The 26054-nt window shown below is 38.0% G+C and carries 26 protein-coding genes and 1 riboswitch; of the genes, 7 read left to right on the top strand and 19 right to left on the bottom strand.

Annotated elements, in window-relative coordinates; genetic code table 11:
• Window positions 1-93 precede the first annotated feature (93 nt).
• The 8 genes from MMB69_RS23795 to corA all read right to left on the bottom strand — a co-directional run bounded on the left by MMB69_RS23795 (window position 94) and on the right by corA (window position 8589).
• Window positions 94-411: a hypothetical protein gene (locus MMB69_RS23795; RefSeq protein WP_013055102.1), complete on the bottom strand. Its 318-nt coding sequence runs from the start codon at window positions 409-411 to the stop codon at window positions 94-96.
• A gap of 252 nt (window positions 412-663) precedes the next feature.
• Entirely contained in the window at window positions 664-1869 is a 1206-nt protein-coding gene (locus MMB69_RS23790) for a DEAD/DEAH box helicase (protein ID WP_221785273.1), read from the bottom strand.
• A 367-nt stretch (window positions 1870-2236) separates the two neighbouring features.
• A complete protein-coding gene (locus MMB69_RS23785) occupies window positions 2237-3544 on the bottom strand; it encodes an ATP-binding protein (RefSeq protein ID WP_264409221.1) in 1308 nt (435 codons plus the stop codon).
• Window positions 3545-3624: 80 nt separating this feature from the next.
• A complete protein-coding gene (locus tag MMB69_RS23780) occupies window positions 3625-4377 on the bottom strand; it encodes an STAS domain-containing protein (RefSeq protein WP_221785271.1) in 753 nt (250 codons plus the stop codon).
• Entirely contained in the window at window positions 4364-5023 is a 660-nt protein-coding gene (locus tag MMB69_RS23775) for a cobalamin B12-binding domain-containing protein (RefSeq protein WP_221785270.1), read from the bottom strand. The genes MMB69_RS23780 and MMB69_RS23775 overlap by 14 nt, the downstream gene beginning before the upstream one ends.
• A 141-nt stretch (window positions 5024-5164) precedes the next feature.
• Window positions 5165-5890: a response regulator gene (locus MMB69_RS23770; protein ID WP_221785269.1), complete on the bottom strand. Its 726-nt coding sequence runs from the start codon at window positions 5888-5890 to the stop codon at window positions 5165-5167.
• Complete coding sequence (dcuS, locus tag MMB69_RS23765) at window positions 5883-7469, bottom strand: DcuS/MalK family sensor histidine kinase (RefSeq protein WP_221785276.1); 1587 nt, start codon at window positions 7467-7469, stop codon at window positions 5883-5885. Before dcuS ends, MMB69_RS23770 begins: the two co-directional genes overlap by 8 nt.
• 154 nt (window positions 7470-7623) lie before the next feature.
• The gene (corA, locus tag MMB69_RS23760; protein WP_013055095.1) at window positions 7624-8589 is read right to left on the bottom strand and encodes a magnesium/cobalt transporter CorA; all 966 of its coding nucleotides are present in this window, start codon (window positions 8587-8589) and stop codon (window positions 7624-7626) included.
• A gap of 151 nt (window positions 8590-8740) precedes the next feature.
• Between corA and MMB69_RS23755 the strand changes: the two genes are divergently transcribed.
• Window positions 8741-9196, top strand: a complete 456-nt coding sequence (locus tag MMB69_RS23755; protein WP_025752836.1) for a ferritin-like domain-containing protein — start codon at window positions 8741-8743, stop codon at window positions 9194-9196.
• Window positions 9197-9250: 54 nt separating this feature from the next.
• On the opposite strand, the gene MMB69_RS23750 is transcribed toward MMB69_RS23755, so the two are convergent.
• The gene (locus MMB69_RS23750) at window positions 9251-10417 is read right to left on the bottom strand and encodes a M20 family metallopeptidase (protein ID WP_269871731.1); all 1167 of its coding nucleotides are present in this window, start codon (window positions 10415-10417) and stop codon (window positions 9251-9253) included.
• A 143-nt stretch (window positions 10418-10560) separates the two neighbouring features.
• On the opposite strand from MMB69_RS23750, the gene MMB69_RS23745 reads away from it, so the two are divergent.
• A complete protein-coding gene (locus MMB69_RS23745) occupies window positions 10561-11616 on the top strand; it encodes an aromatic acid exporter family protein (RefSeq protein WP_277448511.1) in 1056 nt (351 codons plus the stop codon).
• 32 nt (window positions 11617-11648) lie between these two features.
• On the opposite strand, the gene MMB69_RS23740 is transcribed toward MMB69_RS23745, so the two are convergent.
• The gene (locus MMB69_RS23740; RefSeq protein ID WP_063248473.1) at window positions 11649-13103 is read right to left on the bottom strand and encodes an alanine/glycine:cation symporter family protein; all 1455 of its coding nucleotides are present in this window, start codon (window positions 13101-13103) and stop codon (window positions 11649-11651) included.
• A gap of 255 nt (window positions 13104-13358) precedes the next feature.
• On the opposite strand from MMB69_RS23740, the gene MMB69_RS23735 reads away from it, so the two are divergent.
• On the top strand, window positions 13359-14111 hold the full coding sequence (locus MMB69_RS23735) for a lipase family protein (protein WP_221785266.1): 753 nt from the start codon (window positions 13359-13361) through the stop codon (window positions 14109-14111).
• 25 nt (window positions 14112-14136) lie between these two features.
• On the opposite strand, the gene MMB69_RS23730 is transcribed toward MMB69_RS23735, so the two are convergent.
• Window positions 14137-14625: a DinB family protein gene (locus MMB69_RS23730; RefSeq protein ID WP_221785265.1), complete on the bottom strand. Its 489-nt coding sequence runs from the start codon at window positions 14623-14625 to the stop codon at window positions 14137-14139.
• Between the two features lie 345 nt (window positions 14626-14970).
• Between MMB69_RS23730 and MMB69_RS23725 the strand changes: the two genes are divergently transcribed.
• The gene (locus MMB69_RS23725; protein WP_013055088.1) at window positions 14971-15210 is read left to right on the top strand and encodes a hypothetical protein; all 240 of its coding nucleotides are present in this window, start codon (window positions 14971-14973) and stop codon (window positions 15208-15210) included.
• Window positions 15211-15255: 45 nt separating this feature from the next.
• Here MMB69_RS23725 and MMB69_RS23720 read toward each other — a convergent pair whose 3' ends face one another.
• Window positions 15256-15780, bottom strand: coding sequence for a type 1 glutamine amidotransferase domain-containing protein (locus MMB69_RS23720; protein WP_264408791.1), 525 nt, complete (start codon window positions 15778-15780; stop codon window positions 15256-15258).
• Window positions 15781-16086: 306 nt separating this feature from the next.
• On the opposite strand from MMB69_RS23720, the gene MMB69_RS23715 reads away from it, so the two are divergent.
• Window positions 16087-16509, top strand: coding sequence for a DoxX family protein (locus MMB69_RS23715; RefSeq protein WP_045292014.1), 423 nt, complete (start codon window positions 16087-16089; stop codon window positions 16507-16509).
• A 68-nt stretch (window positions 16510-16577) separates the two neighbouring features.
• Here the strand turns inward: MMB69_RS23715 and MMB69_RS23710 are convergent, their stop codons facing one another.
• The 7 genes from MMB69_RS23710 to MMB69_RS23680 all read right to left on the bottom strand — a co-directional run bounded on the left by MMB69_RS23710 (window position 16578) and on the right by MMB69_RS23680 (window position 23368).
• A complete protein-coding gene (locus MMB69_RS23710; RefSeq protein WP_264408790.1) occupies window positions 16578-17741 on the bottom strand; it encodes a M20 family metallopeptidase in 1164 nt (387 codons plus the stop codon).
• Window positions 17742-17970: 229 nt separating this feature from the next.
• Window positions 17971-18768 (bottom strand): HoxN/HupN/NixA family nickel/cobalt transporter, encoded by a 798-nt coding sequence (locus MMB69_RS23705; RefSeq protein WP_264408789.1) that lies wholly within the window; start codon window positions 18766-18768, stop codon window positions 17971-17973.
• A 133-nt stretch (window positions 18769-18901) separates the two neighbouring features.
• Window positions 18902-19084: riboswitch (cobalamin riboswitch) on the bottom strand.
• A gap of 105 nt (window positions 19085-19189) precedes the next feature.
• Window positions 19190-19609, bottom strand: a complete 420-nt coding sequence (locus MMB69_RS23700; protein ID WP_013055083.1) for an organic hydroperoxide resistance protein — start codon at window positions 19607-19609, stop codon at window positions 19190-19192.
• Window positions 19610-19760: 151 nt separating this feature from the next.
• Window positions 19761-20354, bottom strand: a complete 594-nt coding sequence (locus tag MMB69_RS23695) for an undecaprenyl-diphosphatase (protein ID WP_025752866.1) — start codon at window positions 20352-20354, stop codon at window positions 19761-19763.
• A gap of 146 nt (window positions 20355-20500) precedes the next feature.
• Window positions 20501-21433 (bottom strand): ABC transporter ATP-binding protein, encoded by a 933-nt coding sequence (locus tag MMB69_RS23690; RefSeq protein ID WP_277448509.1) that lies wholly within the window; start codon window positions 21431-21433, stop codon window positions 20501-20503.
• Window position 21434: 1 nt separating this feature from the next.
• Window positions 21435-22118, bottom strand: coding sequence for an ABC transporter permease (locus tag MMB69_RS23685; protein WP_221785261.1), 684 nt, complete (start codon window positions 22116-22118; stop codon window positions 21435-21437).
• Between the two features lie 35 nt (window positions 22119-22153).
• Window positions 22154-23368, bottom strand: coding sequence for a DUF418 domain-containing protein (locus MMB69_RS23680; RefSeq protein ID WP_221785260.1), 1215 nt, complete (start codon window positions 23366-23368; stop codon window positions 22154-22156).
• A gap of 170 nt (window positions 23369-23538) precedes the next feature.
• Between MMB69_RS23680 and MMB69_RS23675 the strand changes: the two genes are divergently transcribed.
• Together MMB69_RS23675 and MMB69_RS23670 are read left to right on the top strand one after the other, a co-directional pair.
• Complete coding sequence (locus tag MMB69_RS23675; RefSeq protein ID WP_221785259.1) at window positions 23539-24264, top strand: response regulator transcription factor; 726 nt, start codon at window positions 23539-23541, stop codon at window positions 24262-24264.
• Entirely contained in the window at window positions 24261-26015 is a 1755-nt protein-coding gene (locus MMB69_RS23670; RefSeq protein WP_221785258.1) for a sensor histidine kinase, read from the top strand. Before MMB69_RS23675 ends, MMB69_RS23670 begins: the two co-directional genes overlap by 4 nt.
• Window positions 26016-26054 lie beyond the last annotated feature (39 nt).

The raw sequence follows: 26054 nt of genomic DNA, 5'->3' as shown, positions 1-26054 counted from the left end.
CCTATCTCTTGTAAGCCTTCAGTCATCCAAACATTTTTTAAGCCTATACGGAAAGACTCACTTTCTAAAGGAGTGAGTCGATAATGTTATTTATTACGCCGATGCTAACTCTCTTAATCGTGAAATTTCTAAGCGTAAAGTTTGAAACAATTCATCCCTTACGTCGTACAGATGAAAAGTAGATTGCGTAATATCATTATAAATATCCTCATATGAGCTCTTAGAACGCCCTGACCAATCTGACGCATATTGTTGGTGCGAATTTTGAAACAGATAGATACCTTCTTCAAGAAATTCCATAATACGTTGAACTTCATGTAAATATGATTCTAATTGATCTGCATCTCGACTATATTCTTTGCTTTTTCTTCTTCGCTCTATGTCGTCAAAGAGATCATCAATTGCATCCATAAAATGTCCCCACGTCCTTCTTCCTCTTTTATTAGAAGTCTCTTAAAGTAATGTTAAAATAAGGTTACAAAAAACAAAATCCATCATTCAAACTATTTTCATACCTAGGAAAAAATATCTACATTTCTCTTTTTTTACTTATTTATACAGGAAAAATAGAGAAAATAAACAACGCCAAGCTGCTGTAATAAAGCAGTAGACGTTGCTTTTTAGGTTGTGACACTGCTGTTGTAAAAAGGCAGAATACCTAGTTTACATTCGACCTTTTTGTTTCTTTTTCTTGTTAAATGGCTTTTTCGAAGGTTTTTTAGCTGTACGAGACTGCTCTTTTGTTCCTTCATCAACGATTTCGCCCATATAAAGCTCTTTTTTCGCTAATGAAAGTTGAAGTTCACGTGCGATTTGTTTTAAATTTCGTTCTTCTCGTTCAGTCACAAGAGAAATAACTGTACCTTCTGCTCCCGATCTGCCTGTTCTACCTGAGCGATGCACGTATTGATCCGCATCTTGAGGAACATCGATGTGAATCACATGCGTCAGTCCCTTGATGTCTAATCCTCTAGCTGCGACATCCGTTGCTAATAAGATAGGGAAATCTCCTTTTCGAAACCCTTTAATCGTCGTAGCACGATCTTCTTTTTTCGTTTCACTGTGTAAAGAGCCGGCTTCTACATGCTTAAATGTTAATTTTTCTTCAAACTCGATAAGAGTATCAATGCCTTTAAAAAAGGCTAAAGCTTTCATTTGTTCTTGGCGAACTAGTTTTCTAAGTACGTCCACTTTATCTCTGGCTTCACTTTTAATGTATACATGCTCTACCTTAGAAGCTGGAAGTTCATCTCTTCCTACCTCTATTTCAAGGGGATGGTTCATCATGTCTTTTGCTAACGATTTGGTACGTTCTGATACGGTAGCTGAGAAGACTAGAATTTGACGATCACTTAACGCCATTTTCACAATCTGTTGAACCGTTTGAACATGTTCAGGCACAAATAATTGATCCGCTTCATCAATCACAATTGTTTTGACTTCGTGCATTTTTAATTTCTTCATTTTAATTAATTCGTTCAAGCGTCCTGGAGTACCAACAATGATATTAGGACGTTTTTTTAGTTTTTCCAATTGACGTTTCATATTCGCTCCGCCGATAAACGCTGCGCTTGAAATGCCGCTTCCCTGTGACCAAGTTTGAATTTCACCATGAATTTGCATAACCAATTCATGGGAAGATGCTAAAATAACCGCTTGAATATGAGAGGGGCCCGGCTGAATGCGATGTAAGACAGGCAACAAATATGCCAGCGTCTTCCCTGTTCCCGTTGGAGATTCTCCTATTACATCTTTATTAGCTAAAATTTCTGAAATAGCTTTTGTTTGAATGGCAGTAGGCTCATTGAACCCTGCTTTTTTCCAAGCCTCTTGTAAAAAAGGCTGTAAAGTCTCTATAACCTGACTCATATCTATCTCCTTTTCCATGCTTTTCTCGATATTATAAACGTTTTTTCATTTCAATTAAACGAATGTATCAGTGGGCATGTGCGTTAAATCTATACTGACCTTAATTTCTATTTATAAATAAGCCTTTCTTATCCCAAAGGACCCTGTCAATCCGTCAGTAGAAAAATCGGTTCTTGCCTTAACTTTTCTACATCAATATACATAGCTTCAACTATGATACACTATTGCTTCTATAGAAAACAATATGATCCTCTTTATTATGGACGAAAACTTGTATAAGAAGGAGGTTTTATGTCCTATATGGATCCCCACGTAAAGGGCTCAACCGCTTACTTTCTCTTTTTCAAGAAAACAGCCGCTCTCTGAACTACGAGAGGCGGCTGTTTCGTTCTATAATCGGCATATCAATAGTAACCGTTGTTCCTTTTCCTTTACCGCTTTTAAAATGCATGGTACCTTGATGACGCTCCATGATTTTGTAACATACGGCCAGTCCTAAGCCAGTGCCAGCTTCTTTCGTAGAATAAAACGGCGTCCCTACTTGTTCAACCCTCTCTTGACTCATTCCGACTCCATTGTCTTCAAAGTGGATTAATGCTCGTGTATCTTTTTCTTCAACTGTTATTGTAATATGACCTTTCTCAATAATAGCTTCTACACCGTTTTTAATCACATTGATGAACACTTGTTTCAACTGATTTGCATCAGCCGAAACATAAATAGGCCTTTTTGTTGTTTCCTTCAACAAAATAGAAACATTATTTAAATTGGCCTGCGCTTCCATTAGTGTAATAACTTGTTTTAAAATCTCGCATAAATTGGTCTTTTCAAAAGATACATGCTGCTTTTTTCCAAGAATAAGCATTTCACTGGAGATTAAGTTGATGCGGTCGATTTCAGACATCATAATGTCTAAATAAGTGTCATTTGTTTCCTTAGAGGCTTGCATAACTTGTACAAAGCCTTTTAAAGAAGTGAGCGGGTTCCTAATTTCATGTGCTACGGCACCTGCCATTTGTCCAATAACCGACATTTTTTCCGAGGTTATCATAAGCTCTTCATCTTGGCGGTATGTAGTGATATCACGTGCAATCATAAATACGCCTACCACCTGCTTATGAACGACGATGGGAAGCAAAGAACACCTAAGCAACCGTCTTTCTTGTTTTTTATTGATAACATTCATTTCGAACTTAGCACCTTTTCCATTCAGTACTTCTTTAAAATACTCTTTACACATATCAAATTCTTCAGCTGCAATAAGTGCTGAAGGTTTCATCTTTTGCAATTCTTCACTGGAGTATCCAACGATTGCTTCACCTTCTGGGTTAGCAAGAAGAACTTCCCCTGTTTTGCTTATTTCAAAAACGCCATCGGGGTTATGTTTGAATAAAGACTGATAGTGCTGATTGCTCGTTTGAAGTTCGTGTTCTTTCGCTATGAGCTCTTGCTGGGACTTCACTAGTTTATAAGCTCTCCTATATACCAGACCATATAAAATAATCCCCGTAGCTAAAATAAAAAACCAACCTTTGTACTGTTGAAAAAAAATATATACTTCAAAACGACCTTGCGCTAATGTTCTAGATATATTGTCAGATATCAAGATCCATACAGCGCCAATAATGATATATACAATCGAAATTCTTAAAGCTACTTTACGCGCGTGTTTCACCAAATTTTAATCACCTGTTTATCCGTATTGATTCCCTGTCTTATTGCCGTTATATGAATTGTTGACTTTTCGTAGCCATTTCATGCCGTTGTAAAAAATTGATGAATGGCCTGACCTAAGTTACTAATAGATTTTACATTTGCTTGAAAATGATACTGGTGAAGCCATTGGCTATGATCGGGTGTCACACCTGTTAGATAAATCTGTACGCCCATTAGCTGAAATTCCCATATTAAATGTTCTAGCGCGGCAACACCTCGTTCATCAATTTGACCGATTCCATTAAAGTCAATAATAACTCGATCAACGGTTTCTTCATCTATCTGTTTGAGCAGCCGATGTTCATTTTTCATGATGACTTCTTCAAATAAATCTCCAAACAGAGGGATAAGTACCATGTTATTTGATAAATGAATAAATGGTCCTGAAAGTTCTATAACTCGGTTCATGGCCTTTTCCAATCGTTCTTTTTGCAGCAGGAGTTCTAAGTCCGTTTCAGATAAACGCGCTGTGTGTTGTTCGATTTTTTCTGAAAGAATTCTAATTTGAGAATCTTCCTCTACACATATTACATGCGCCTTATCTTGCTCCCATTTGCAATTCACGGTATAAAGAGACATCTTAGCTTTGCGCGAATGCATGACTAATTCTGTTTTTATTTTTTTCTTCTGTCCTAATCGTTTTCTAGCTTTGTTCTGACTATCTTCGTCAACAATTTCTAAAAAATGTTGAACCTCTCCGAATAAAGCGGCTGCTTCATCAGATTGCGCTAGAATATTCATTTCCTCATCCATAATAAAAACAGGAAGCGGAGCATATTTAATAGTCGACAACCTTAATCCCCCTAATTGATTGATAATGAAAAAACTCTTTCAACTCCTCTAACTGTGCAATAAATCGAACTTGATTTGTTTGAACAAGAGGAAACTTATAGTTTGAAACTACTCGGCCTCCAACTAAAATAAGCGGCTGATGTTTTGTCTTTTGTAATCCTTCTATATATTCGCTTGCTTTTTCTATATGATGAGTTAAACTGAACGAGATTCCTACTAAATCAGGTTTCCATTGTTCAACAGCGTGCGTTGCATGTAAAAGCGGAGAATCTGCTCCTAAAAGTTTCGTCTGCCATCCGTGCTCTTCAAAGAGAATGGAAATCATTTTTAAACCTAAAAAATGCTGTTCATTTTCTATACACAAAAACAGACCTTTTTTTTCATTTTTAATAACTTCTTGTCTTATACACAATTGATAGCGTGACAAAACATAGTCACAGGTAGTAGTAGCTAAATGTTCATCAGCCACTGAAATTTCATCTTCTTCCCACATCATACCGATTTGAGCCATTGACACTGAAATGAATTGCTGAAAAATATAAAATGTATCGAAACCCTGCTGTCTTTTTTTCCACACAATATTCCAAGCTTCATCTTGATTCCCTGATAACAGTAATTCAGTCAAGCTTTCTATGCTTTCAATCAAGAAACCACCTCTTTTTCAGTCAAACGACTTGTTTTTTTCCTTTGTTATTATCAACCATACCACTTAACTCACCCGCACTCTACAGTAAAATATTCTCACACTGACAAAATAGCAACGGACGTCTCTGACAGGTCAATCTCTTTATTTTTCAAAGTCAACGAGGTAGTGATGCAGCAAGTGACGGTTTTGTTCATTGTATAAGTACGCATACACAGGACGTCCTATTGTGCCGTAAGTCATTCTTTCTCCAAGAAGACCTATATCTGTTAGAAATTTTAAATATTTCCGAATAGACACTCTTGAAATTCCCGTTTTTTCAGCTACATCATCGGTCGAAAAAGGGTCATCTTTAAGATGCTCAATGGCTTCTACGATAACTTCTAATGTTCCAGTCGTTAAACCCTTAGGCAACGGCTCTACCGGAACCTCTTTTATTTTTTTATTAGACAACAGCCCGTCCAATTCCTGTTGATTAAGCTGAGGTTGCTGTTTTAACGTACGAAATGTTTGTTTGTAAGCCGAAAGTGCTTGATAAAAGCGTTCAAATGTAAAAGGCTTAATCAAATAATCAATCGCTCCGTAGCGTAAAGCTTGCTGAATCGTTTGGGCATCCGAAGCAGCGGTTATAAAAATGACATCTATTTCCTCTTGTTTTGTTCGAATCTCTTGTAAAACTTTCAAACCATTTTGCCCAGGCATAAAGATATCAAGCAGCACTAAATCCACTTGATATTCATTTACCTTCACCAAGGCTTCATGACCCGAATGAGCAACAGCGACCACTGTAAACCCCTCTATCTCTTCAATGTACTTTTGATTAAACTGAGCAACCATTGGGTCATCTTCAACAATTAATACTTTAATCAACTTGATCTCTCCTTGTTTCGTACGGAATATCAATATAGAATGTGGTACCGCTATTTATAAATGAGTCAATAACGATTTGGCCACCTAGTTCATCAATCGTTTGCTTCACTAAATGCAACCCAAACCCTCTGCTCGTTCCTTTTGTAGAAAAGCCTTTCTTGAAAATCTGATTCATTGTATCGGAAGGAATGCCGCAGCCTGTATCCGTGACTTGAATCGTAAGTTTATTGTTTTTATACACAAGCATAACGGACACTTTTTTAGAGGCTTGATGACAAACTGAATCAATTGCATTATCAATTAAATTTCCAATAATGGTAATGAGATGATGAGTAACGTGTGGATCTGAAGGTTCTGGAATAACTTCATCAGCGGAAAACGTCAGTTCTACGCTTTCCTCTCTAGCATAACTCATTTTGCCCATGAGGAACCCTGCCAACGCATGATCTTTAATAGATTTAGTCACTGAACTAGATTCATCGACACGGTGATTAACAAGCTGATGAATATACGTTTTTAGCTCATCATAATAATTCATCTGCACCATTCCTAAAATCACATGAAGTTTATTCATAAATTCATGCGATTGTGCTCGAAGCGCTTCCACATACATTTTAACACCTGTTAGCTGTTCTGCTAAGATATTAACTTCTGTTTTATCCCGAAACGTAGAAAGTGCCCCTACAATCTCTTCGTTTACTACTAGCGGAACCCTATTAACCACAATGGCTACTCCATTTATGACTTGCTCTTCATCATAATGAGATTCCCCCGTAGACAAAACGTCGTCCAACCTGGAGGTGGGCATATATTCTCGAATAGACAAACCGATTGGCTCTGCTGCTAACCCTGCTTTGACAAATAAGCGGCGTGCAGAACGATTAGCAAGTGTAATATTACCTTCTTTATCAACAGCTATCACTCCTTCACGAACCGACTGCAGCATGGTGCTTCTCTCTTCTAGAATTTTAGCAATTTCAGAAGGTTCCAAGCCAAATAAAATTTTCTTTATGTAATTCGCTAATAAAATAGCACCAAGAACGCCTACAAGTAAACCAATTAATGAACCTAAAACAATTCGACGATGCCCATCTCTAATTGCTTCATTTACATTATTCAAAGAAATCCCCACAGCTACTGCGCCAATTTGCTGATTTTTTTCATTATAAATAGGTGCAAAAGCGCGCAGAGATTTATCAAGCGTTCCTTTTGATACAGATACATAAGATTTCCCGTGCAATGATTTTTGCTCATCGCCTCCGGCAAATCTCTTTCCTATCTTTTTAGGATCTGGGTGAGATTGGCGAATTCCATTCATATCCATAACAACGATAAACAAGACGCTTGATTTTTCACGAATTCGTTTAGTAAATTCTTGAATTGACTGAGGGGTTTTTGTCTCTAGTCCTTCTTTCACGTTCGTTGATTCTGAAATAATCGTAGCAATAGTCCGCGCTTTTTCAGCCTGTTGATCCCGAATATTTTTTCCAATTGAACTGCTAACTAATAAATCCGTTAACAATAGCGATAGAATCACCACCATGCATACAAGCAGCACCGTGATGCTTCGCAGCCCCATTCTTCCGTGTTTCACATTCTTCCCTCGCTTCCCTGCTTTTCTTGTTTATAGCACAAGAAAAAGATCTTATCTAGAGTCAGATAAGATCTTCGCTTATTTAATTTCATTTTTACTGAGTTGATTAACATTTATACAGGAAGGTTAACAATCTACTTTATAGTTTAGGTCCTTTTCGATATTTGAACCATCCCATTTTATAAAAGGCAAAGACCATTACGCCTACAAGCCCAATCATAATGCCCAGTACAATAAAATAATTATATTTCCCTGTCAGTTCCGGCATATATGAAAAGTTCATGCCATAGAGGCCAGCAATAAACGTCAACGGTAAGAAAATAGCTGACATAAGCGTGAGCGTAAACATGATTGAATTCATACGATCCGAGTTAATGGACATAAAACTTTCTCGAATATCATTTGACAAATCCCTGCTTGCTTGCATAATTTCAATCATATTTAATAAGTGATCATAAATATCATTAAAATAGCGAACCTGCTCTTTTGCTTTTAACGCATTAGTTGACATAATACGATACATTAAATCTCTCATGGGGTTTAAAATGCGGCGCATTCGTGACAAATCACTTCGGATGTCATAAAGCTGCCTCATTAATTCATCCATAGGTTCGTCTTTTGCATTGTCTTCAATGTCGTCAATATGATCTTCAAATTTATAAAGCACAGGGAAGTATTCATCAACGGTATGATCTAAGAGTTCATACATGATATCCCATGTTCCATCTTCGGTAGCCTCAGGGTCTTTTTTGATAAGCTCCCACACCCTAGCCACGCTCGTTAGCTTATCCATATGGTAAGTGACTAAAAAGTTATCTCCTACAAACGCAGATACTTCTAAGTGCTCAAGCTCTTCTTTATGAAGGGCATAATAGACTAAAAAATAATGCTCATCATACAACTCAAATTTAGCCCGCTGACCTTGATTTAAACAGTCCTCAACTGCTAAAGGATGAAAATTAAATTGTTCAAGCTGCTTTTTTTCTTCCTCGGTGGGATTGTAAAAATCAACCCAATACCATTGAAAGTCATGGCTTGAACGAATCTCATTCATTTCTATTTCTTTAATAGCTCCTTCTTTGGTTTTAGCTACAATTTTAATCATAAGATAACCTCTGTCTTTTTTGATACTATTCTCTGCACATACCCTTTTTACCATTTTGTTAAACTTTTTTCTTTTAATGTACGTCTTTTCTTGTCTATACATACGATGATGTTGACGACAAGAGAACAAAACGGTGAGGAGGTATATCCATATGTATGAATTTTACTCCCGGCATGAAGAATATTGGGAAGATGATACAAGACTAGATGAACAGCTTCTAAGAGATATAAACAAAGCTGTAAACGATGAGTTTTCCGCTATTCACTACTATACACGCTTAGCGGAGCTGGCTCCTAATAATCAATTTCAACAAGCTATACTAGGTATTCGGCAGGATGAAATTAAACACTTTGACTGGTTTTCTAAAGCCTATTATGATTTATCAGGCAGCTACCCGCAGATTTCATTAAACATAAAACTGCCAAATACTTTTCAAGAAGGGGTCTCTGAATCCATTAAAGATGAAGTAGAAACCGTTCCATTTTATCAATCAATCGCTAGAAGAATCACAAATGCTCGAATTCAAAGCCGCATTGTTCGAGCTGCGAGCGATGAACAGCGCCACGGTCAAATTTTCCGAACCATTCAGTCCCACTTCTCATACTAAATAATACGCTTGCAGTCGCAAGCGTATTATTTAGTATGGTTTTATCATTATCTCTTACTTTGTAGCATTAAATTCTTCTTTGATTTTTTGGAGCAGCGCTTGATTTGTTAATACGTTATACCCTGTTAATGCCATTGTTTGTGCCCCCAGTATCATTGCTTCTCTTCCTTGCTCACTTAAAGCTGCTTCTCTAAATTCGTGCGTATGACAAACAAAATAATCATCACAAATTTGAATATACGGATGAATAGCCGGAACAACCTGACTTACATTCCCCATATCTAAAGATCCATGATCGCCTTGGTCTTCTGTAATGCTTTGTTCGCTCACGCCTAATGAGATGAGATTACTTGTATAGACATCGGATAATGTTTGATTCGTTTGCATATCATCATAAGAAAACTCATAGTTTGAGATTTTTAATTTTGTGCCCGTGGCTAAAGCTGCACCGTTGGCACATGCCTTCACCTTATCTGTTACTTCATCTACATATGCACGAGTTGAAGCGCGGACATAAAATTGTGCTACTGCATAATCCGGTACAACGTTGGCGGCCTTGCCACCCTCTGTAATGACTCCATGGATACGTACATCCGGCTTCACATGCTGGCGAAGCGCATTAATGCTGTTGAACGTTTGTAATACGCCGTCTAACGCGTTGATTCCTTCATGGGGAGCAGCAGCTGCGTGCGCGGATTTTCCGAAGAACTCAAACTGAATGGCATCCATCGCAAGAGAACGTCCGCTTTTTTGGTGGCAGTAATAAGGATGCACCATCATAGCTACGTCTAAATGATTAAAAATGCCTTGCTCAGCCATCGTTACTTTGCCGCCTCGTGTTTCCTCTGCAGGCGTGCCGTATACATATACTTTACCGCCTGTTTCTGCAACTGCTTTACTAAGACCAATACCAGCGGCAATGGACATGGTTCCAATTAAGTTATGTCCGCATGCATGTCCGAGATCCGGCAAAGCATCGTACTCAGCCATAAATCCAATCGATGGACCTGGCTTTTGACTGTCATAAACAGCAGTAAAAGCCGTTGGTAAGTCACATGTACCAATTTCAACTGTGAACCCTTGTTCTTTTAAAACATCGGTTAATGCTTTGCACGCTTTGAATTCTTCGTGACCAAGCTCAGGGTTTTGCCCAATATATTTGCTTACGTCATAAAATGTATCCTGTAATTTATTAATTGTTTCATTTATTAATTGTTTCATTAGTCCTACTCCTCTTTTAAATATTTAAACAAATTATAGTATATTTATTCGTTTTTTAAAAGCTAGTTTTTAAGACAGGTTTTCCTATCACCTTAATATGCCTTATAATTAAATTACTAACTGTTTTAAAGAAGGTATGCATAATGATTAACATAAAAAAATTCAATTTTTTAGGCGGTCGTATTATTAAAACAGGCATTGCCGTTTTTTTAACTGCGCTCATTTGTCAGTCCATTGGCTGGCCGTATATGCTCGCTGTTATTACAGCTATTGTTACGATTGAACCAACCGCTGCCGATTCTATTAAAAAAGCGTTTATACGCTTTCCTGCTTCAGCAATCGGAGCTGCTTTTGCCATGCTTTACACATTTCTATTAGGAGTTACGCCGCTTACCTATATGCTTGTTGCTGTTGCTACTATTATATCCTGTTCTAAATTGCGTTTGCATGCAGGAACACTCGTTGCCACGCTAACAGGAGTGGCCATGCTGACGATTGTGCACGATCATTATTTCATCTCGTTTTTAATTCGCTTAGCGACCACCAGTATTGGGCTGCTTACTTCTTCACTTGTGAATATCATCGTTCTTCCTCCTAATTATACACCGATTATTACGAGGAAAATTCAAAATCTCTCAAAACAAATGAGCAGCGTTTTACAGCAAAGAGGAAGCGAACTTTCCCAAGTACATGCTTGTCATAAACAAACAAGGCTTCAATTTCAGCAGCTTTCCGCTGAAATTGAAAAAATTGAGACGCTTTGTGAGTATCAGCGAAAAGAATGGAAGTTTCATCATTTCACTCGTACAGCTATGAGAAAGTTCCACTATGAATATAAGAAACTTTCCCTTATGAGGCAGCTTGTCTACCATATTGGTAATTTAATTTATTTGCCTGCTCATCAGCTGCAAAGTGCAAGACATCAAGTAATATGGGATACTTTCACTTCCTTTCATAACGTCTTACAAAATGAACAATATAAAAGCTCTTTGCACCATCAAACGCTTGTTTTGACTTTAAAACAAAGGTTTTGGGCACATAAGCAGGAAGAAAACAGAAGGGATCACCCTTTTTCAACAGAAACAACAATGCTGTACGAACTGCTTGCAATTCATCAGCTGCTTGAAGAACTACACCGTATTCATTGTTTGAAGGATCGATATAACTTAAATAACTCATCTGTCTCACTTTCTTCATAAAAAAATCCTCACATATGTGAGGATTTTCTTGTTTACGAAACTTGTGACTCATCTTTCTTATATTCTTTCTCCCAGTAGTCTGCATTTTTAATTCCCAGCTTAACAGGATCAAACACAGGGTCTACCCCTTGTTTTTTCTGAGCTTCATAGTCTTTTAATGCAACTAACGCAGGCTTAGCTAAAATTAAGATAGCAATTAAATTTAGCCATACCATGATACCAAGCCCGACATCTCCTAACGCCCAAGCTAGTGATGCTTGTTTAACTGAGCCGTAGAACGTAGCTCCTAGAAGGACAAGCTTTAATGCAAACATAGCCCACTTTCCGTTCTTTCCGCGAGTTAGGTAAGCAATATTTGTTTCAGCAATGTAATAATAAGCCATGATCGTTGTAAACGCGAAAAAGAATAGGGCAACTGCCACAAAGCCAGCTCCGAACCCCGGCAACACTGTTTCAATAGCAGCTTGTGTAAATCCAGGTCCTGCTTCTACACCAGGTAAATTTGAAATAATAAATGAACCGCCTGGTCCTTCCGTATTGTACATGCCTGTGAATAAAATCATAAACGCTGTTGCTGAACAAACGAATAGTGTATCAATATAAACCGAAAAAGCTTGTACAAGACCTTGTTTCGCTGGGTGTGAAACTTCTGCTGCAGCTGCTGCGTGTGCACCTGTTCCTTGCCCTGCTTCGTTTGAATAAATACCGCGCTTAACTCCCCAAGAAACAGCTAAACCAACAATTCCTCCAAAAGCAGAATCTAATGCAAAAGCACTTTTAAAAATAAGAGCAATAACTCCCGGCAACTCTGAAATATTCATGGCAATAATGATAAGAGCTAAAATAATATACCCAAGTGCCATAAAAGGGACAACGAATTGGGCCACTCCTGCAATACGCTTAACGCCTCCAAAGATAATAAAAGCAAGAATAATAACTAATCCCACTGCTGTAACCGTTGGACTAACACCAAATGCATTGTCGATGCCAAGCGCGATGGAGTTAGATTGAACACCGGGCATTAAGATACTCATCGCAACAAGTGCTGCAATAGCAAATAAAATGCCATACCATTTCATCCCTGTTCCTTTTTCAATGTAGTACGCTGGACCACCTCGATATTGGCCATCTTGCTTAACTTTATAAATTTGAGCAAGTGTTGATTCGATGAATGCACTAGAAGCACCAATAAAAGCAACTGCCCACATCCAAAATACAGCTCCTGGACCTCCAAAAGCGATGGCTGTTGCAACTCCAGCAATGTTTCCTGTTCCAACTCGTCCCGATAGTGCTAAAGACAATGCTTGGAAGGAAGAAACTCCTGCTTCTGAGCTTTTACCTTGAAACATCAGCATGACCATGTCTTTTAAGTGTCTGACCTGCAAAAACCTCGTTAAAATTGAGAAAAACAGGCCAATCGCAAGACACCCATAAATAACAGGTGTGCTCCATAGCACATTATTCAAACTCGTTACAAATTGCTCCAAACGATAACCCCCTTATTTTTTTCATTCAGACTATTTTAAATTATAAGTTAAATTATAAATTTTAACAATAAAACCATAAATTAAAAATAATTTTTAGTTAAAATACACAAAAAAATTATAAAATCCTCAAAAACATCCAATGATAAAACGTTTACATTTCGTGATTATCGCTTTCAAAAGAGAGATATCTGCACCTTTCTTCTCAAGAGAACATAGGCTATAGGAGTTATTTTCTATTAGAAGGTGTGAAAAACAATGATGAGAATAGAGCCTTTATTTGATCGTCCTTTAGCTCTAGACCTTCTTTATGCGTGCGTCTTAGCTTATAAGCAATACGCACAGGGAGGCACATTTGATGTACCTGAAGGCTACCGGCTTATTAAATCGTTTAAAGCTTCTGCCGTAGGGGTGCAAGAATGGTTTGGTTTTATTTTAGAATCTGATGAAGCCATTGTGATTGCCTTTCGAGGAACTCAATCTGAGGCAGACTGGATTGCTGATGCTCGCATTAAGCAGCGCCCTTATCCATACAATCAACAAGCGGGTCTTGTCCACGAAGGTTTTTTAGCCGTTTACGAATCATGCCGTGATGAAATTTTTGAAACGTATCAATCCCTCACCCCCAAGCCACTTTATATAACGGGGCATAGCCTAGGTGGTGCACTCGCTGCTCTTCATGCCTTAGATGTTGCCACAAACGCATCTTTTCCGGAAGTTACAATGTACAACTACGGAGCTCCTCGAGTAGGTGATCCTCAATTCGTTCAAACATACACAAATCTTGTTTCAAATAGCCGCTGTTTTGTTAACACGACGGATACGGTTCCTAAAATCCCTCCGAAGCGCCTTTATTCCCCTTCCACCAAGCAAATGATTTATTACGATCAAGACCCTCTGCAACTCTCGTTTACGATTCAAACAGGTTCTACCGTGGGGAACCATAATCCCCAAACGTACAGTGTTGGTATTTGGATGATGTCGGACTATCCTATTTTGGTCCAAAAATAAAAAAACAGGCGGACTGCCTGTTTTTTTATGCACCAATTGCCGTTTTGATTTCTTCTATTTGTTCTTGATGACGCTTTTCGTGATAGCCAATAAAGTCAATCCATTGCTTTAAATCCATTAAACCAAATACAGGGTGTGGAAACGATTTTTGCTTTAGATTGTCTTCACTAGCTGTTTCTTCTAACTCTATTAAAGCCGCTCTTGATTCTGCCAGCTTACTTTTCATTTCTTCTAATGTCTGCTTTTCATTAGAAGGCGTAACTTGAGCCGGTGCATCTACTTTTCTCGAACGGTCTACCGCTAAATGAAACGGCTTATCTTCAGTCGGCTGATCTACACCGTTTTCTAAGTGATCTTTCACACGTGAAACAATCATGCGCTCCATTAAATATAAATGTTCTAATACTTGCATAATGCTCCATGTATTAGACGCTGGCTGCTGATTTAATTGTTCATATGTTAATGCTTCTACACTGCTCAATACGTCATGTCGAAACTGTTCATTTTTGTTCATCTTTAATCCTCCTCTAGGATTCCTCTAGCTTATCGTATCAAAAAACTCTTCCATATCAAAAAGATATCCCTTTACTTAACCATGTTTTCACTGAAATTGTTTCACGTGAAAACATTAATTTTCTATTTGACATAGATCAACTGAGGTGTTATATTTAGATTTCCGGCTTTTCTTTAAGAGCTGGACATAGTGAAAGTAACTTGAAAGGATGTATCGTACAATGCAAGGTAAAAATACTGGCATTCGACACATGTCTTTGAACAAAACTTATTCACACTGGATCGGCTTCGGAGCCGTAAGGATGCAAGAGAGGTAGGGCTTGCGTCGTTTAGGTTAATCGATCATGTGGAAAAACAAACCGCGGCAATGGATGAAATCCATGCAAGCACAATCAATGCTAATTGTGCCCTAACAACAACGAAACATACAAAAACCGTAATCATGGATTTTATAAAGAAAGTAATCATTTTGTTTTTACACTTGCAAAAGCAAGTTACTGATAAGAAACACGAACAAAAGCGAGCAGATGCATCTGCTCGCTTTTTTAATGATGGTTTTTTATTTACTTTATCATTTCTTTTTTAGCGGATCTGACAAAAAAGCCGAAACCACACTGGTTTCGGCTTTTTCTTATTGCTCTGCTAGTACATCAGCAAATGCTTTTGCATAAGGAGGAAGGTCTGGCGGACGGCGGCTTGAAATGATGTGGCCGTCGATTACGACTGCTTCATCATGCCAAATAGCTCCCGCATTTTCCATATCATCTTTGATTCCTGGCGTACTTGTTACGTTTCGGCCATCTAAGATTTTTGCAGAGATTAATACCCATCCTGCATGGCAGATTTGGCCGATTGGCTTTTGCTGTTCATCCATATGACGAACCATTTCAATTACTTCAGGGTAGCGGCGCAGTTTATCCGGCGCCCAGCCCCCAGGTACTAGAATAGCGTCATATTCAGCTGGATCAACATCTTTAAACGCGTAGTCCGATACGGCTGGAACACCGTATTTCCCCATGTACGTTTCGTTTGCTTTTTCTCCAACTAAATGTACTTCTGCTCCTTCTTCTCGAAGACGCATCACTGGATACCATAGTTCTAGATCTTCAAAGTCTGCACTAACAAGCGCAATAATCCTTTTATTTTCTAAACGCATCGTAACACCTCCGCCATCAGTATAGCATGTTGGAGAATAAGATTGAAAATAAGGGACTAAATTGCACATAATTAAAGGATTTTTCAAGTGTCCTTCAGAAAATTTTGGTATGCCAAATGGTCTAATTTTATATTTTTACTTGACTGGGGACAAACATCACACTACAATGTGTAGTGTGATGTTCATAATGTTGTAAAATTATCCAAATAAGAAAGACTTTCTGATTTAATTACTACATTTCTTTTTTTCGGGCTTTCACACTACATAATGTAGTGTTTTTCAAATACACTTAAAGGAGGAAGTAAAGTGAATAAAAACGTCGAAATTGGTTCACTTATTATTCGTTTAGTATTAGGTTTTACATTTTTAGTGCACGGCTTTCAAAAATGGCAAGGCGGGATTGAAAATACAGTAGGGTTCTTCGATAGCTTAGGAATCCCTGGTTTCATGGCATATATTGTTGCAACCATTGAACTTGTAGGTGGGGTTCTTATTATCCTTGGCCTAGCAACAAGAGTCGTAGCTGCTTTATTTGTGGCAGTTATGCTTGGCGCTATTTTTACAGCCAAGCTTAAAAGCGGATTTGTTGGCGGGTTTGAGTTTGATATCGCCTTAATTGCCATGTCTGCTCACTTATTTCTTGCAGGAAGCCAGTTTCTTGCTCTGGATGGAGTGGTGTTCAAAAAGAAAGAAACTGCCTTTTCTCTTCAAGAAGAAAGCAGTAAATAAAAAAGAAAGCTTATACTCTCCTAATATAAGCTTTCAGATTAGTCCCCGCCGTTTGAGGCGGGCTTTTTTTATATTTGCAGCAGCAAATTCGCAAATAAAGAAGAGCGCTCGGACAACGTATCAATTTGAATATGTTCATATTCCGCATGTATTCCTTTTCCGCATGCTCCTAATCCATCCAACGTGGGAACGCCAATGGCCGCTGTAAAATTGCCATCACTTCCGCCTCCAACAGCTGCTTCTTCTAATTTCATACCCAGTTTGGCCGCGATTGACTGAGCGCATTCAAATAACTCTTCCGTTTGTTTAGACTTGACCATCGGAGGACGATTCATGCCTCCCGTTACTTCGAGCTTAATTCCTTTTAAAATGGGTGTTAAATTCAAAATAATATCCGTCATGCGTTTTGCTTCTTCTTCTGTAGAAACACGTAAATCCACGTGCGCTTCTGCATATTCCGGCACCACATTTGTACCGCTGCCTCCCGTAAATGTCCCAACGTTCACCGTTGTACCTTTTTCATAATCTGTTAAGCCCTGCAAGAAAATCACTTGACGCGCCAGCTCTTCAATCGCATTGATTCCTTCTTTGTGGTGATTACCCGCATGTGCTGCTCGTCCCCATACTTTTACGGTGAAGATCCCCGCTCCTTTGCGGGACGTTTTTAACGCACCTGAACCCGCCACCGCCGGTTCCGCTACTAGCACTGCTTCACTTCTTTGTGCTTCTTCTTCAATGTATTTTTTAGAAGAAATTGACCCAATCTCTTCATCAGAATTGCAAAAAAACACAATTTTTTTATCCAGCGATAAGCCAAGCTCTTGAATCGCTTTAATCGCCCATATAGATTGTATAATGCCGCCTTTCATGTCTAAAATTCCCGGACCGTACAGCTTGTTTCCCTCTGTTCTTAGACTCAGCCTTCCCTTTTCCCATACCGTGTCAAAATGACCGATAATTAAAAGCTGCTTTTCTCCTTCTCCAATCGTAAATTTCAAGTGGTTTCCTACTTCTTTTTCTTCTATGATTTCGTACCCTACCCCTAACCGCTTTTGAAACAGCTGCGTTAAATACATTCCACACTGATCTACTAACTCTTTACTGTAGGACGGTGATTCTTTTTTCACAAATCCAACTAAATCTTCAAGCATATCTCGTTCGTGTTCTTTTAAATAACTAAACACGCTTTGTTCTACCATTACCTGACTCAAATCAATTCCTCCTCCAAACAACCCCTGCTGCTTGCATTAAATGCTTTCATTTATCGTACGTATAACTATGTTCTACGTTTCACATAACGACCTTAAATTATCCTTAATTATAATGGTTTTCAGACAATTTTCCATCCTTTAAATACAGATAATACTTTAACTTATTCATAACCGACCGAAAATAGCCATAAACTTCAACAAATTCATACAAAAAAGCTTCAATCTTCAACAGATTAAAGCTTTCGTTTGACTAATTGACATTTATTTTAATATTTTTCCCTTTTGACTTCACACTCACAAAAACAAACATAGACACTAAAAAAATAAACAGAATAACGCCAACCATTTCAAAGTTTACTTCGGCCCATGGGTTAAAGAAAGTGAATGCTAAATAGAACGACACACCATACGCGAGGACAACAATAACCCAGCCCATCAAGCGGGAAGCAGATTGTCCAAATTTGCTCGATTCATTCACCATTTTATGTACAATCATCGAATCGATTGTATCTGTGAGCATCATACCAAACATAAATACTAGTCCCAACAAAAGCGGCGTATACTTGCCTGCGTTCCCTACGGCTAGAGACCACACCGCCGTTTGACTGACCGTTTCGGCTGCTAAAGCGAACAATGCCCCTACAAGAATAATTAAAAAAGGATTCGTTGTTCCTTTTGCGATTTTCGGAATAAACTTCCCTTTTAATCCGCTCAGCTGAAAATCTTCTTCTTTATTTTTAGTTCGAAGCAAATGATATGTGTTTAATGTCCCAATCAGAAATAGAGAGATAATGGATACCCAAGATGCAAAATGATCGAAATATGATGGAAACGTAAAATTTTTCATCACCACGCCCAGCACTCCGGCCGTGACGGCCACCATTCCTCCGTGACCTAGTGAAAACAGCGTTCCGACCCAAGGGGCAAAACGGCTGCCCATTCGCCAATTATATCGAGTCTGGCCGTCAATAAAAGCTAAGTGATCTGCATCCAATCCGTGCCTGATTCCTAATAAAAAGACAAGTAAAAAAACTGATAAACCTTCCATTTCCTACACTCCTTTTTTTAAAATAAAACGTAAAAAAGCCTCAATTCTATAGAAATTGAGGATGTGTCGGCATATGAAAATAAACAGCAATTGCTCACTGCGTACCTTGATACACCGCCTCTTTCCTAGAAGAGTCAAGTGTACAGAATAGGTAGGTCTCCTGGCTTGAGATCATCATTTTCTACCGCCTTCCCCGTTTTGAGTGACGATAAGATAGAAAACTCCCTGCTTACAGTGGCTGGACCGCTCGAGATTTGCACTCGATTCCCTGTTACCTCTTACGCTATGTAAGAGCACCTAAACTGTGCGAATGATTCATTTTCTTCCTCATTATACTAGTACTTCTTACAAATGAATAGAGAAAATTCAAATAAAAAAGCCCTGCTAAGCTTTACATGCTTAGCAGGGCTTTTTAAAGCAATTAAACTACTTCTACCGTTACGTCTACGTTGCCGCTGATTGCTTTTGAATACGGGCAGTATGAATGGGCTAGGTCTACATATTTTTTAGCTGTTTCTAAATCTAAGCCTTCGATATGAGCTTCAAGCGCTACTCCAATTTTCACTCCTTGATCAGCTTTATCAGGAAGCAGCTGAACAGTAGCTTTTACTTCACTGCTTTTGATTTCTACGTTATGTTTTTTCAACATAAATTCTAACGCGCTGTTGAAACAAGCACTGTATCCAGCTGCAAATAGCTGCTCTGGGTTTGTTGCTGTTGTTGCTTCTCCACCAAGCGCTGGAGGTGTTGCAACGTCTAAGTTAAAGATGTTATCTAAAGAGTGAACTTCTCCTGTTCTTCCACCTGTGTTAACGACTGTTGTTTCATATAAAGCTTTCATGTATAAACCTCTCCTCTTTTTCATTAACTTTATTAAAAATTTTTATTTATCGTTTCTGTAATTTAATTGTACACAATTTAATTTTAAAAAACAAGTATTGAATACATTAAAAATTTCCCAATAAAAAAAGCCGCGTATTTGCGACTTTTTCTTAATAATATTGAGACTGTTCGTCATAAGCTGATTTTCGAAAAATAGACAAGTTGGTAATAGCCCTCATCAGTTTCGTATTAAAAATAACATAATGAATAAACAGCGCCAGCACGCAGCCTAAAACGGCTCCTGTTAACACATCAAATGGATAATGAACGCCAACCCATACGCGTGAAAAGGCAATGAGTACGCCCATGACAACCCACATGCGCCCTGAACGTTTGAAATGCAGCCAAATGGTAAAAGTGATAACTAATGCAGATGTAGCATGATCGCTTGGAAATGAAGAATTTGCGGCGTGATCAATAAGCTGATTCACGTGGTGAGAGATAAACGGACGATCTCGATAAGCAAATAAACTAATCACTTTATTGATAATGACTCCTGTGGCACAAGCACATAAAGCTTGAAATGCTACAACACGGCTGCCGTTTTTATTAATAAGTAAAAACAAGCCGAGTAAAACAATAAGTACATACTGGGCATAATCTGCAAAGAATACCATCAGCGAATCTACAAACTTCACATGCGAGGCGTACTGATTCACCGCATGGAAAATGGTATAGTCTACTGAATTAATAGCTGATAACATAATCGAAATCCTTTCTTATTTTTAAATGTCATTAGCTATCTTATCAGTTTCTTGGGAAAATGAACATGTTTTTGTCAGAAGCTTCCTAACTGGTATTTATAGATAATGTAGTCAGGCTGAGTAGTAAATCAACAGACTGTCGCTCATTAACTCACCTGTGAGTGATCCACAATATTTTTTTGCAAAAAGATTTCTTCTAAAGAAGGTTCTTCGACGTGAACTTGATAAATGTCGATGCCGCATTGAATCAATTCACGAATAATAAGAGGAATATTTCTTTCTTTTTGAAGCATCACTTTTGTGTACATGTGATGGTATTCAACTTCGGGACTCAACGTACGGAAAAACTGTTGAATGTATTCTTTGCGACTGTTTGGATAAGGATCATGTTTGATCATCACCGTTTTTTTCGCTTGATATTGAAAGCGCAGCTCTTCCATTGTACCTTCTGTTAAAATGACCCCATTTTTCATAATCGCTACACGTGTACAAATCTTCTCAACTTCATTTAAATTATGAGACGTCATAAAAATTGTCTTGCCTTGATTTTGGAGTTCTCTTATTAGTTCATGAATGTGGAGAGCAGATTCAATATCTACTCCAGAAGTTGGTTCATCTAAAAAGATAAGATCTGGGTCTGTCACAATTGCTTGAGCAATTCCTAACTTCTTTTTCATTCCAAATGAAAACTTTCCAACTTTCTGATGCTCATGTCCTTCTAATCCTACTTTCTTCAGTACATTACTACAGTGTTCTTTCGAAAAACGATGGCCGTTTATCTTTAAAAAATAGCGCAAATGATTGAGCGCTGTCATCTCATCATAAAAGTTAGCATAGTCAGGAAGAACGCCTATTTTCTGCTGAAGCTCTAAATCAATATCACTCTGTCCCAGCAGCGTAAATTCTCCTGCTGAAGGAAATGAAACGCCGGTAAGCATATTAATAAAGGTAGACTCCCCTGCTCCGTTTCTTCCTAAAAACCCGTAAATTTCTCCTTGTGGTACCTGTAAATTAATACCGTTAACAACTGTTTTAGATCCATATTTTTTAGTTAATTTACTTGTTTCAATGGCATACATATTATACTTCTCTCCTTTTAAAACTCCAAAGTGCCGTGCATAAACAAAGTGCTGCAAAAACAAGAAGAACTGTTAGATACCCTTTCTCCAGCTTTAAATAGTAGTAAGGTGTCACATACTTAAACCATGCAATGTACGCTTTTGATGAAAATATGCTCCACACGCTCAGTACCGGTAGAACAAGCGATAACATAATTGATAAAAACATAGTATGAGTTGGGCTTGGCATTAAAGCTGAAAGCATTAAAACAAATGAAATGATACAAACGGTGAATAGCAGGCACTCTAAAAATATATAAAAAGAAAAATGATGCGAAATAAACGCAATCAGTAGAAATGAAATAGAGATACAAACAAGCCAGAAACAGCAAACACCTAAGAATTTTCCTAGTACAATGCGCTCTCTTGATGTTTTGGTAACTAAAAACCTTGCTGTTCTTGTTTTAATTTCTTGATTAATAACATTATGAGAAAGACTTGAAATAAATAAAGGTCCAAACCCGAGAAGCATCACCAAAATTCCCCCGTTGGCTCCATCTTGAATCTGTGCACTCGTCAGTTGACCTCCAAGTTGACTAACTATATGGGCTATTCCATAGGAAGCACCGCATACGATTAAAATAACGATAATTGATTTAATACTTTTAAATAAGCTTTGAAACTCTTTTACACTAATAGCCCACATTTCCAAAATCTCCTTTTAAATAAGTTTGACTGCTATCATCCAACAAAAGGATGATTTACTTCCGCCGGTAAAGCTTTTTTTTCTTTGGGCTTTCCACTCCAAGAAAAATTTGTCCATATACGCAGTAGCTTTTCCACCGGTCCAGTTTGAAATTTTTGCACGTACATATAGCTGCCGATAAGCTGAATTCCGTAAATACCTATGCAGACAAAAATCCCTGCAATCATGCCGAGCTTTTCGAAATAACCTAATCCATAACCGTAAAAAATCGTCGTGCATATGACCGTTTGCATTAAATAATTACTAAGCGATATCCTGCCTACACTTTCAAAAGCCTTTATCAAAAATGACTTCTCGTATTTCGCATATAGCCAAGCAAAGCCTGCAATATAACCAAGAGATAGAAGACTCCCACCTAACATATGTGTAGAACCAGCCCAATTAGCATCCGGCCACAGGTACATAGTTCCTTTTAACAGCAAGCCAAGCGGAATCAGCGCAGCCGCCCAACGGCCATACTGTTTTTGATTAGCTGAAACGTCGTAAAACCACTTTTTCTTTCCTGCATACATACCAAATAAAAACAAAGCGCCCATTATAAATGGTGTAAACAAGAAGACAAAAGCAAATTTATATCCTGCCATATTCATCGGATCAACATTGTTACGGTGGTCTTTAATTTGTTCATAAGTTCCGCTTCCGTACACATGAATCGTATCTTTTACATATGTCGTAAGCGTTTGTTTATCGCTAAGAAGGTACATATTATCGTTTAATGAACCGTATCCAGCTGCTCCTGTAAGGACCAGCAAAATCGATGCCCACACCAATAGCGTTTTGGCTTTACGGTTTAAAAAGAAAAGTAGTAAAAATACTCCCATCATTCCGTAAAACGTAAGAATATCTCCTTCCCATAAAAACACTCCATGCAGTAAGCCAAACCCTAGAAGTAGAAGAAAACGGCGAAAGAAATGCCTTTTTACGCCTAGCTTCCTTTTTTCTAAGCTTTCTTTCATCTTCACCATTGAATAGCCGAATAAAAAGGTGAAAATCGGCATAAAACTTTCCTCTACCGCGACTTTTAAAAAGACATAGGCTGCTGAATCACTTGGTGATAGCGAGAAGAGATGAATCATATCCTTTCCGTAAATGCCATATTGAAAAATCAGCATATTCGCTAGTAAAATACCAAACAAGCTGAATCCTCTCATACTATCAATTACTTTAACCCGCCTAAAATCATTACTCATCCTTTTAACTCCTTTACTATGTGTCTGTGCATTTAGTATATGAAATGAAGTTTTCAAGAAAATAACCAGGAGATTATCTTTTCCTTAACATTTTCCATTTTTGTTAATCTTTTCGTAATGTTCTTATGCTAAAATCGAATACGTATGAAATGAAACAGAGGTGATTTACGTTGGAAGATGCGTCTATATTGCTAGTTGATGATGAAATTGCCATCGTCAAAATGCTGGAGACAGTATTAAAAAAAGAAGGATTCAACCAAATTTATAAAGCTCACACCGCTCAAGAAGCGCTGGATGTTTTACATAATCAAACAATTGATATTATTTTGTTGGACGTAATGCTTCCGGATCAAAGCGGATTTGATATCTGTCCTAAAATTCGTGAGCTCTCAAACGCGTATATTTTATTCATAACAGCCAAAGTATCCGATCTGGACGTACTAACGGGTTTCGCCATGGGAGGAGACGACTACGTAACTAAGCCGTTTAATCCTTTAGAAATTGCGGCACGAATTAAAGCACGACTGCGCAGAAAGCAAGCGCTGACTGAAGGAACTTCTATAAGAACAGAACCACAATCGTCAAATCGCTATGAGTTTGATCGTTTTACTATAGATGAATCGGCAGGAGAACTCATTGTGGACGGTCAAACGGTTTCTTGCCCCGCACAAGTGTTTTTATTGCTTCTTCACTTTTGTAAAAATATGAATATTGTTCTTTCTAAATCACAGCTTCTTGAAGCCGTCTGGGGATATAATCAGTTTGTAGACGATAATACAGTAACCGTGCATATTCGAAGAATTAGAGAACGAATTGAAGATAATCCTAGCAACCCAAAACATTTAGTTACGGTACGAGGGCTTGGGTATAAATTAGTGAACGGAAAAGCGCTATGAAATCAATTAAAAGAAGGTTGACCTTTCATTTTTCATTTCAGTTTATTACAGTTATTGCATGTGTTTGCTGCATTCTTTTTTGCGCTTTAATATTTCTAGGCTATTACCTTACAAAACAAGATATCAAAAGAGACTTGCCCTCTGGGTCACTTAGCGTATTAACTACGGACACAACGGTTAAAAACGGGAAAGCGAACGTTTCAGAAGATTTAGCGAAACAGCTTAAACAAGAAGGACTATGGTATCAAGTGCTGAACAAACAAGGAAAAGTAATTGGAGAAATTAACTCACCAAAAGACTTGCCCCACCAATACGGTCTTTCCGAATTATTAGAAATGGATAAAACCAAGAAATTTAGAGGCTATAGTGTAGTAACAGAACTTGATACCTTTTTGACTACACCTACTTATTATATTTTGGGCTATAAAAGTGATTTAAAAAACCAGCTATATGCTATGTATGCTAACTATAATAAAGAAGGCGTGCCTCCAAAAAGTGATATACCTCTTATCAAAAAAGCGTTAAAAGAAAAAAATGCTTCGCTTCAAATTTTAAATGATAAAGGTGATATCTTAGCTTCCATTAGAATGCCTAAAGAAAAAAAACGCTACGATCCTTTAGAAATTATTTCCCGAAAAATTGAACAAGATAAATATGATTCAACAGCTACTGTATTTCATGACTCGAAGAAGAAAATTTCATGGATTTTTTACACTCCCAATAATTACCACAGTATAACCGATGAATCTATTATTCGAACAGCTTGGATGATCTCCATTATCGTAGCTGTTTCTGTTCTTATAGCCACTATCACTTTCTCCATCTGGAACGCTTTTCGCTACGGTGGCCCCTTACTTCTCTTCACCAGCTGGCTCGGGCGCATGGGAAGCGGAAACTATTCAGAAGTGCTAACAGAAAAAGAGCGGAAGCGCGTCTTTCGAAAGAATGGAAAGGTACGCTTACAATATCGTTTGTATTCAGAAGTAATCACAGCTTTTTATGAGATGGCGGAGCAGCTTAGCTTAGCTGAAAAAGAAAGAAAGCATTTAGAAACTACTCGCGAAGAATGGATGACGGGAATATCACATGATTTGCGGACACCTCTTTCAACAATTCAAGGATATGGCCATATGCTTGAAAGCGGCCATTACAATTGGAACGAAGAAGAGTTAAAAGAAATTGGCCAAACGCTGCGTGATAAAAGTGAATACATGGTGGAGCTTGTAGAGGATTTTTCATTGGCCTTTAAGCTTAAAAATAACGTAGTTGTTTTAGAAACAAAAAAAGTGGATATTCATCAATTACTTCAGCATATTGTTTTAAAATTCGTTAACGATAGAACCATTAAAAATGTTCACTTCTCTTATGTGCCAGCTCACCTTCAACCTTTTACTCAAGCTGATCCGCGCTGGTTTGAACGAATGCTTGATAATTTAATTTTTAATGCTATTAAACATAACCCTAAGAACACTACCATTACGATTTCGACCGCAATAAAAAGTGATCACGTCTTGATTACGATTCAAGATGATGGAATTGGAATGGATGAAGAAACGCAGAAAAATTTATTTGACCGCTATTACCGCGGCACAAATACAACCGAAAAAACAGAAGGCGCTGGACTTGGTATGAGCATCGCAAAAGCTATTTGTGAACTTCATAAAGGCCATATCGAGGTAAGATCTACTCTTCACGAAGGCACTGCCATTATCTTGCACCTCCCTCTTTCAGCAAATCAACAGCCGGACTAACCTCCTCCGGCTGTTTTTATACACCTACAATCTCTCCGT

It is taken from the genome of Priestia sp. P5 (assembly GCF_029522155.1).
GTDB classification, from domain to species: domain Bacteria; phylum Bacillota; class Bacilli; order Bacillales; family Bacillaceae_H; genus Priestia; species Priestia megaterium_E.
The sequence above is the reverse complement of the archived record's forward strand: the minus strand, read 5'-3'. Positions and strand labels throughout refer to the sequence as shown.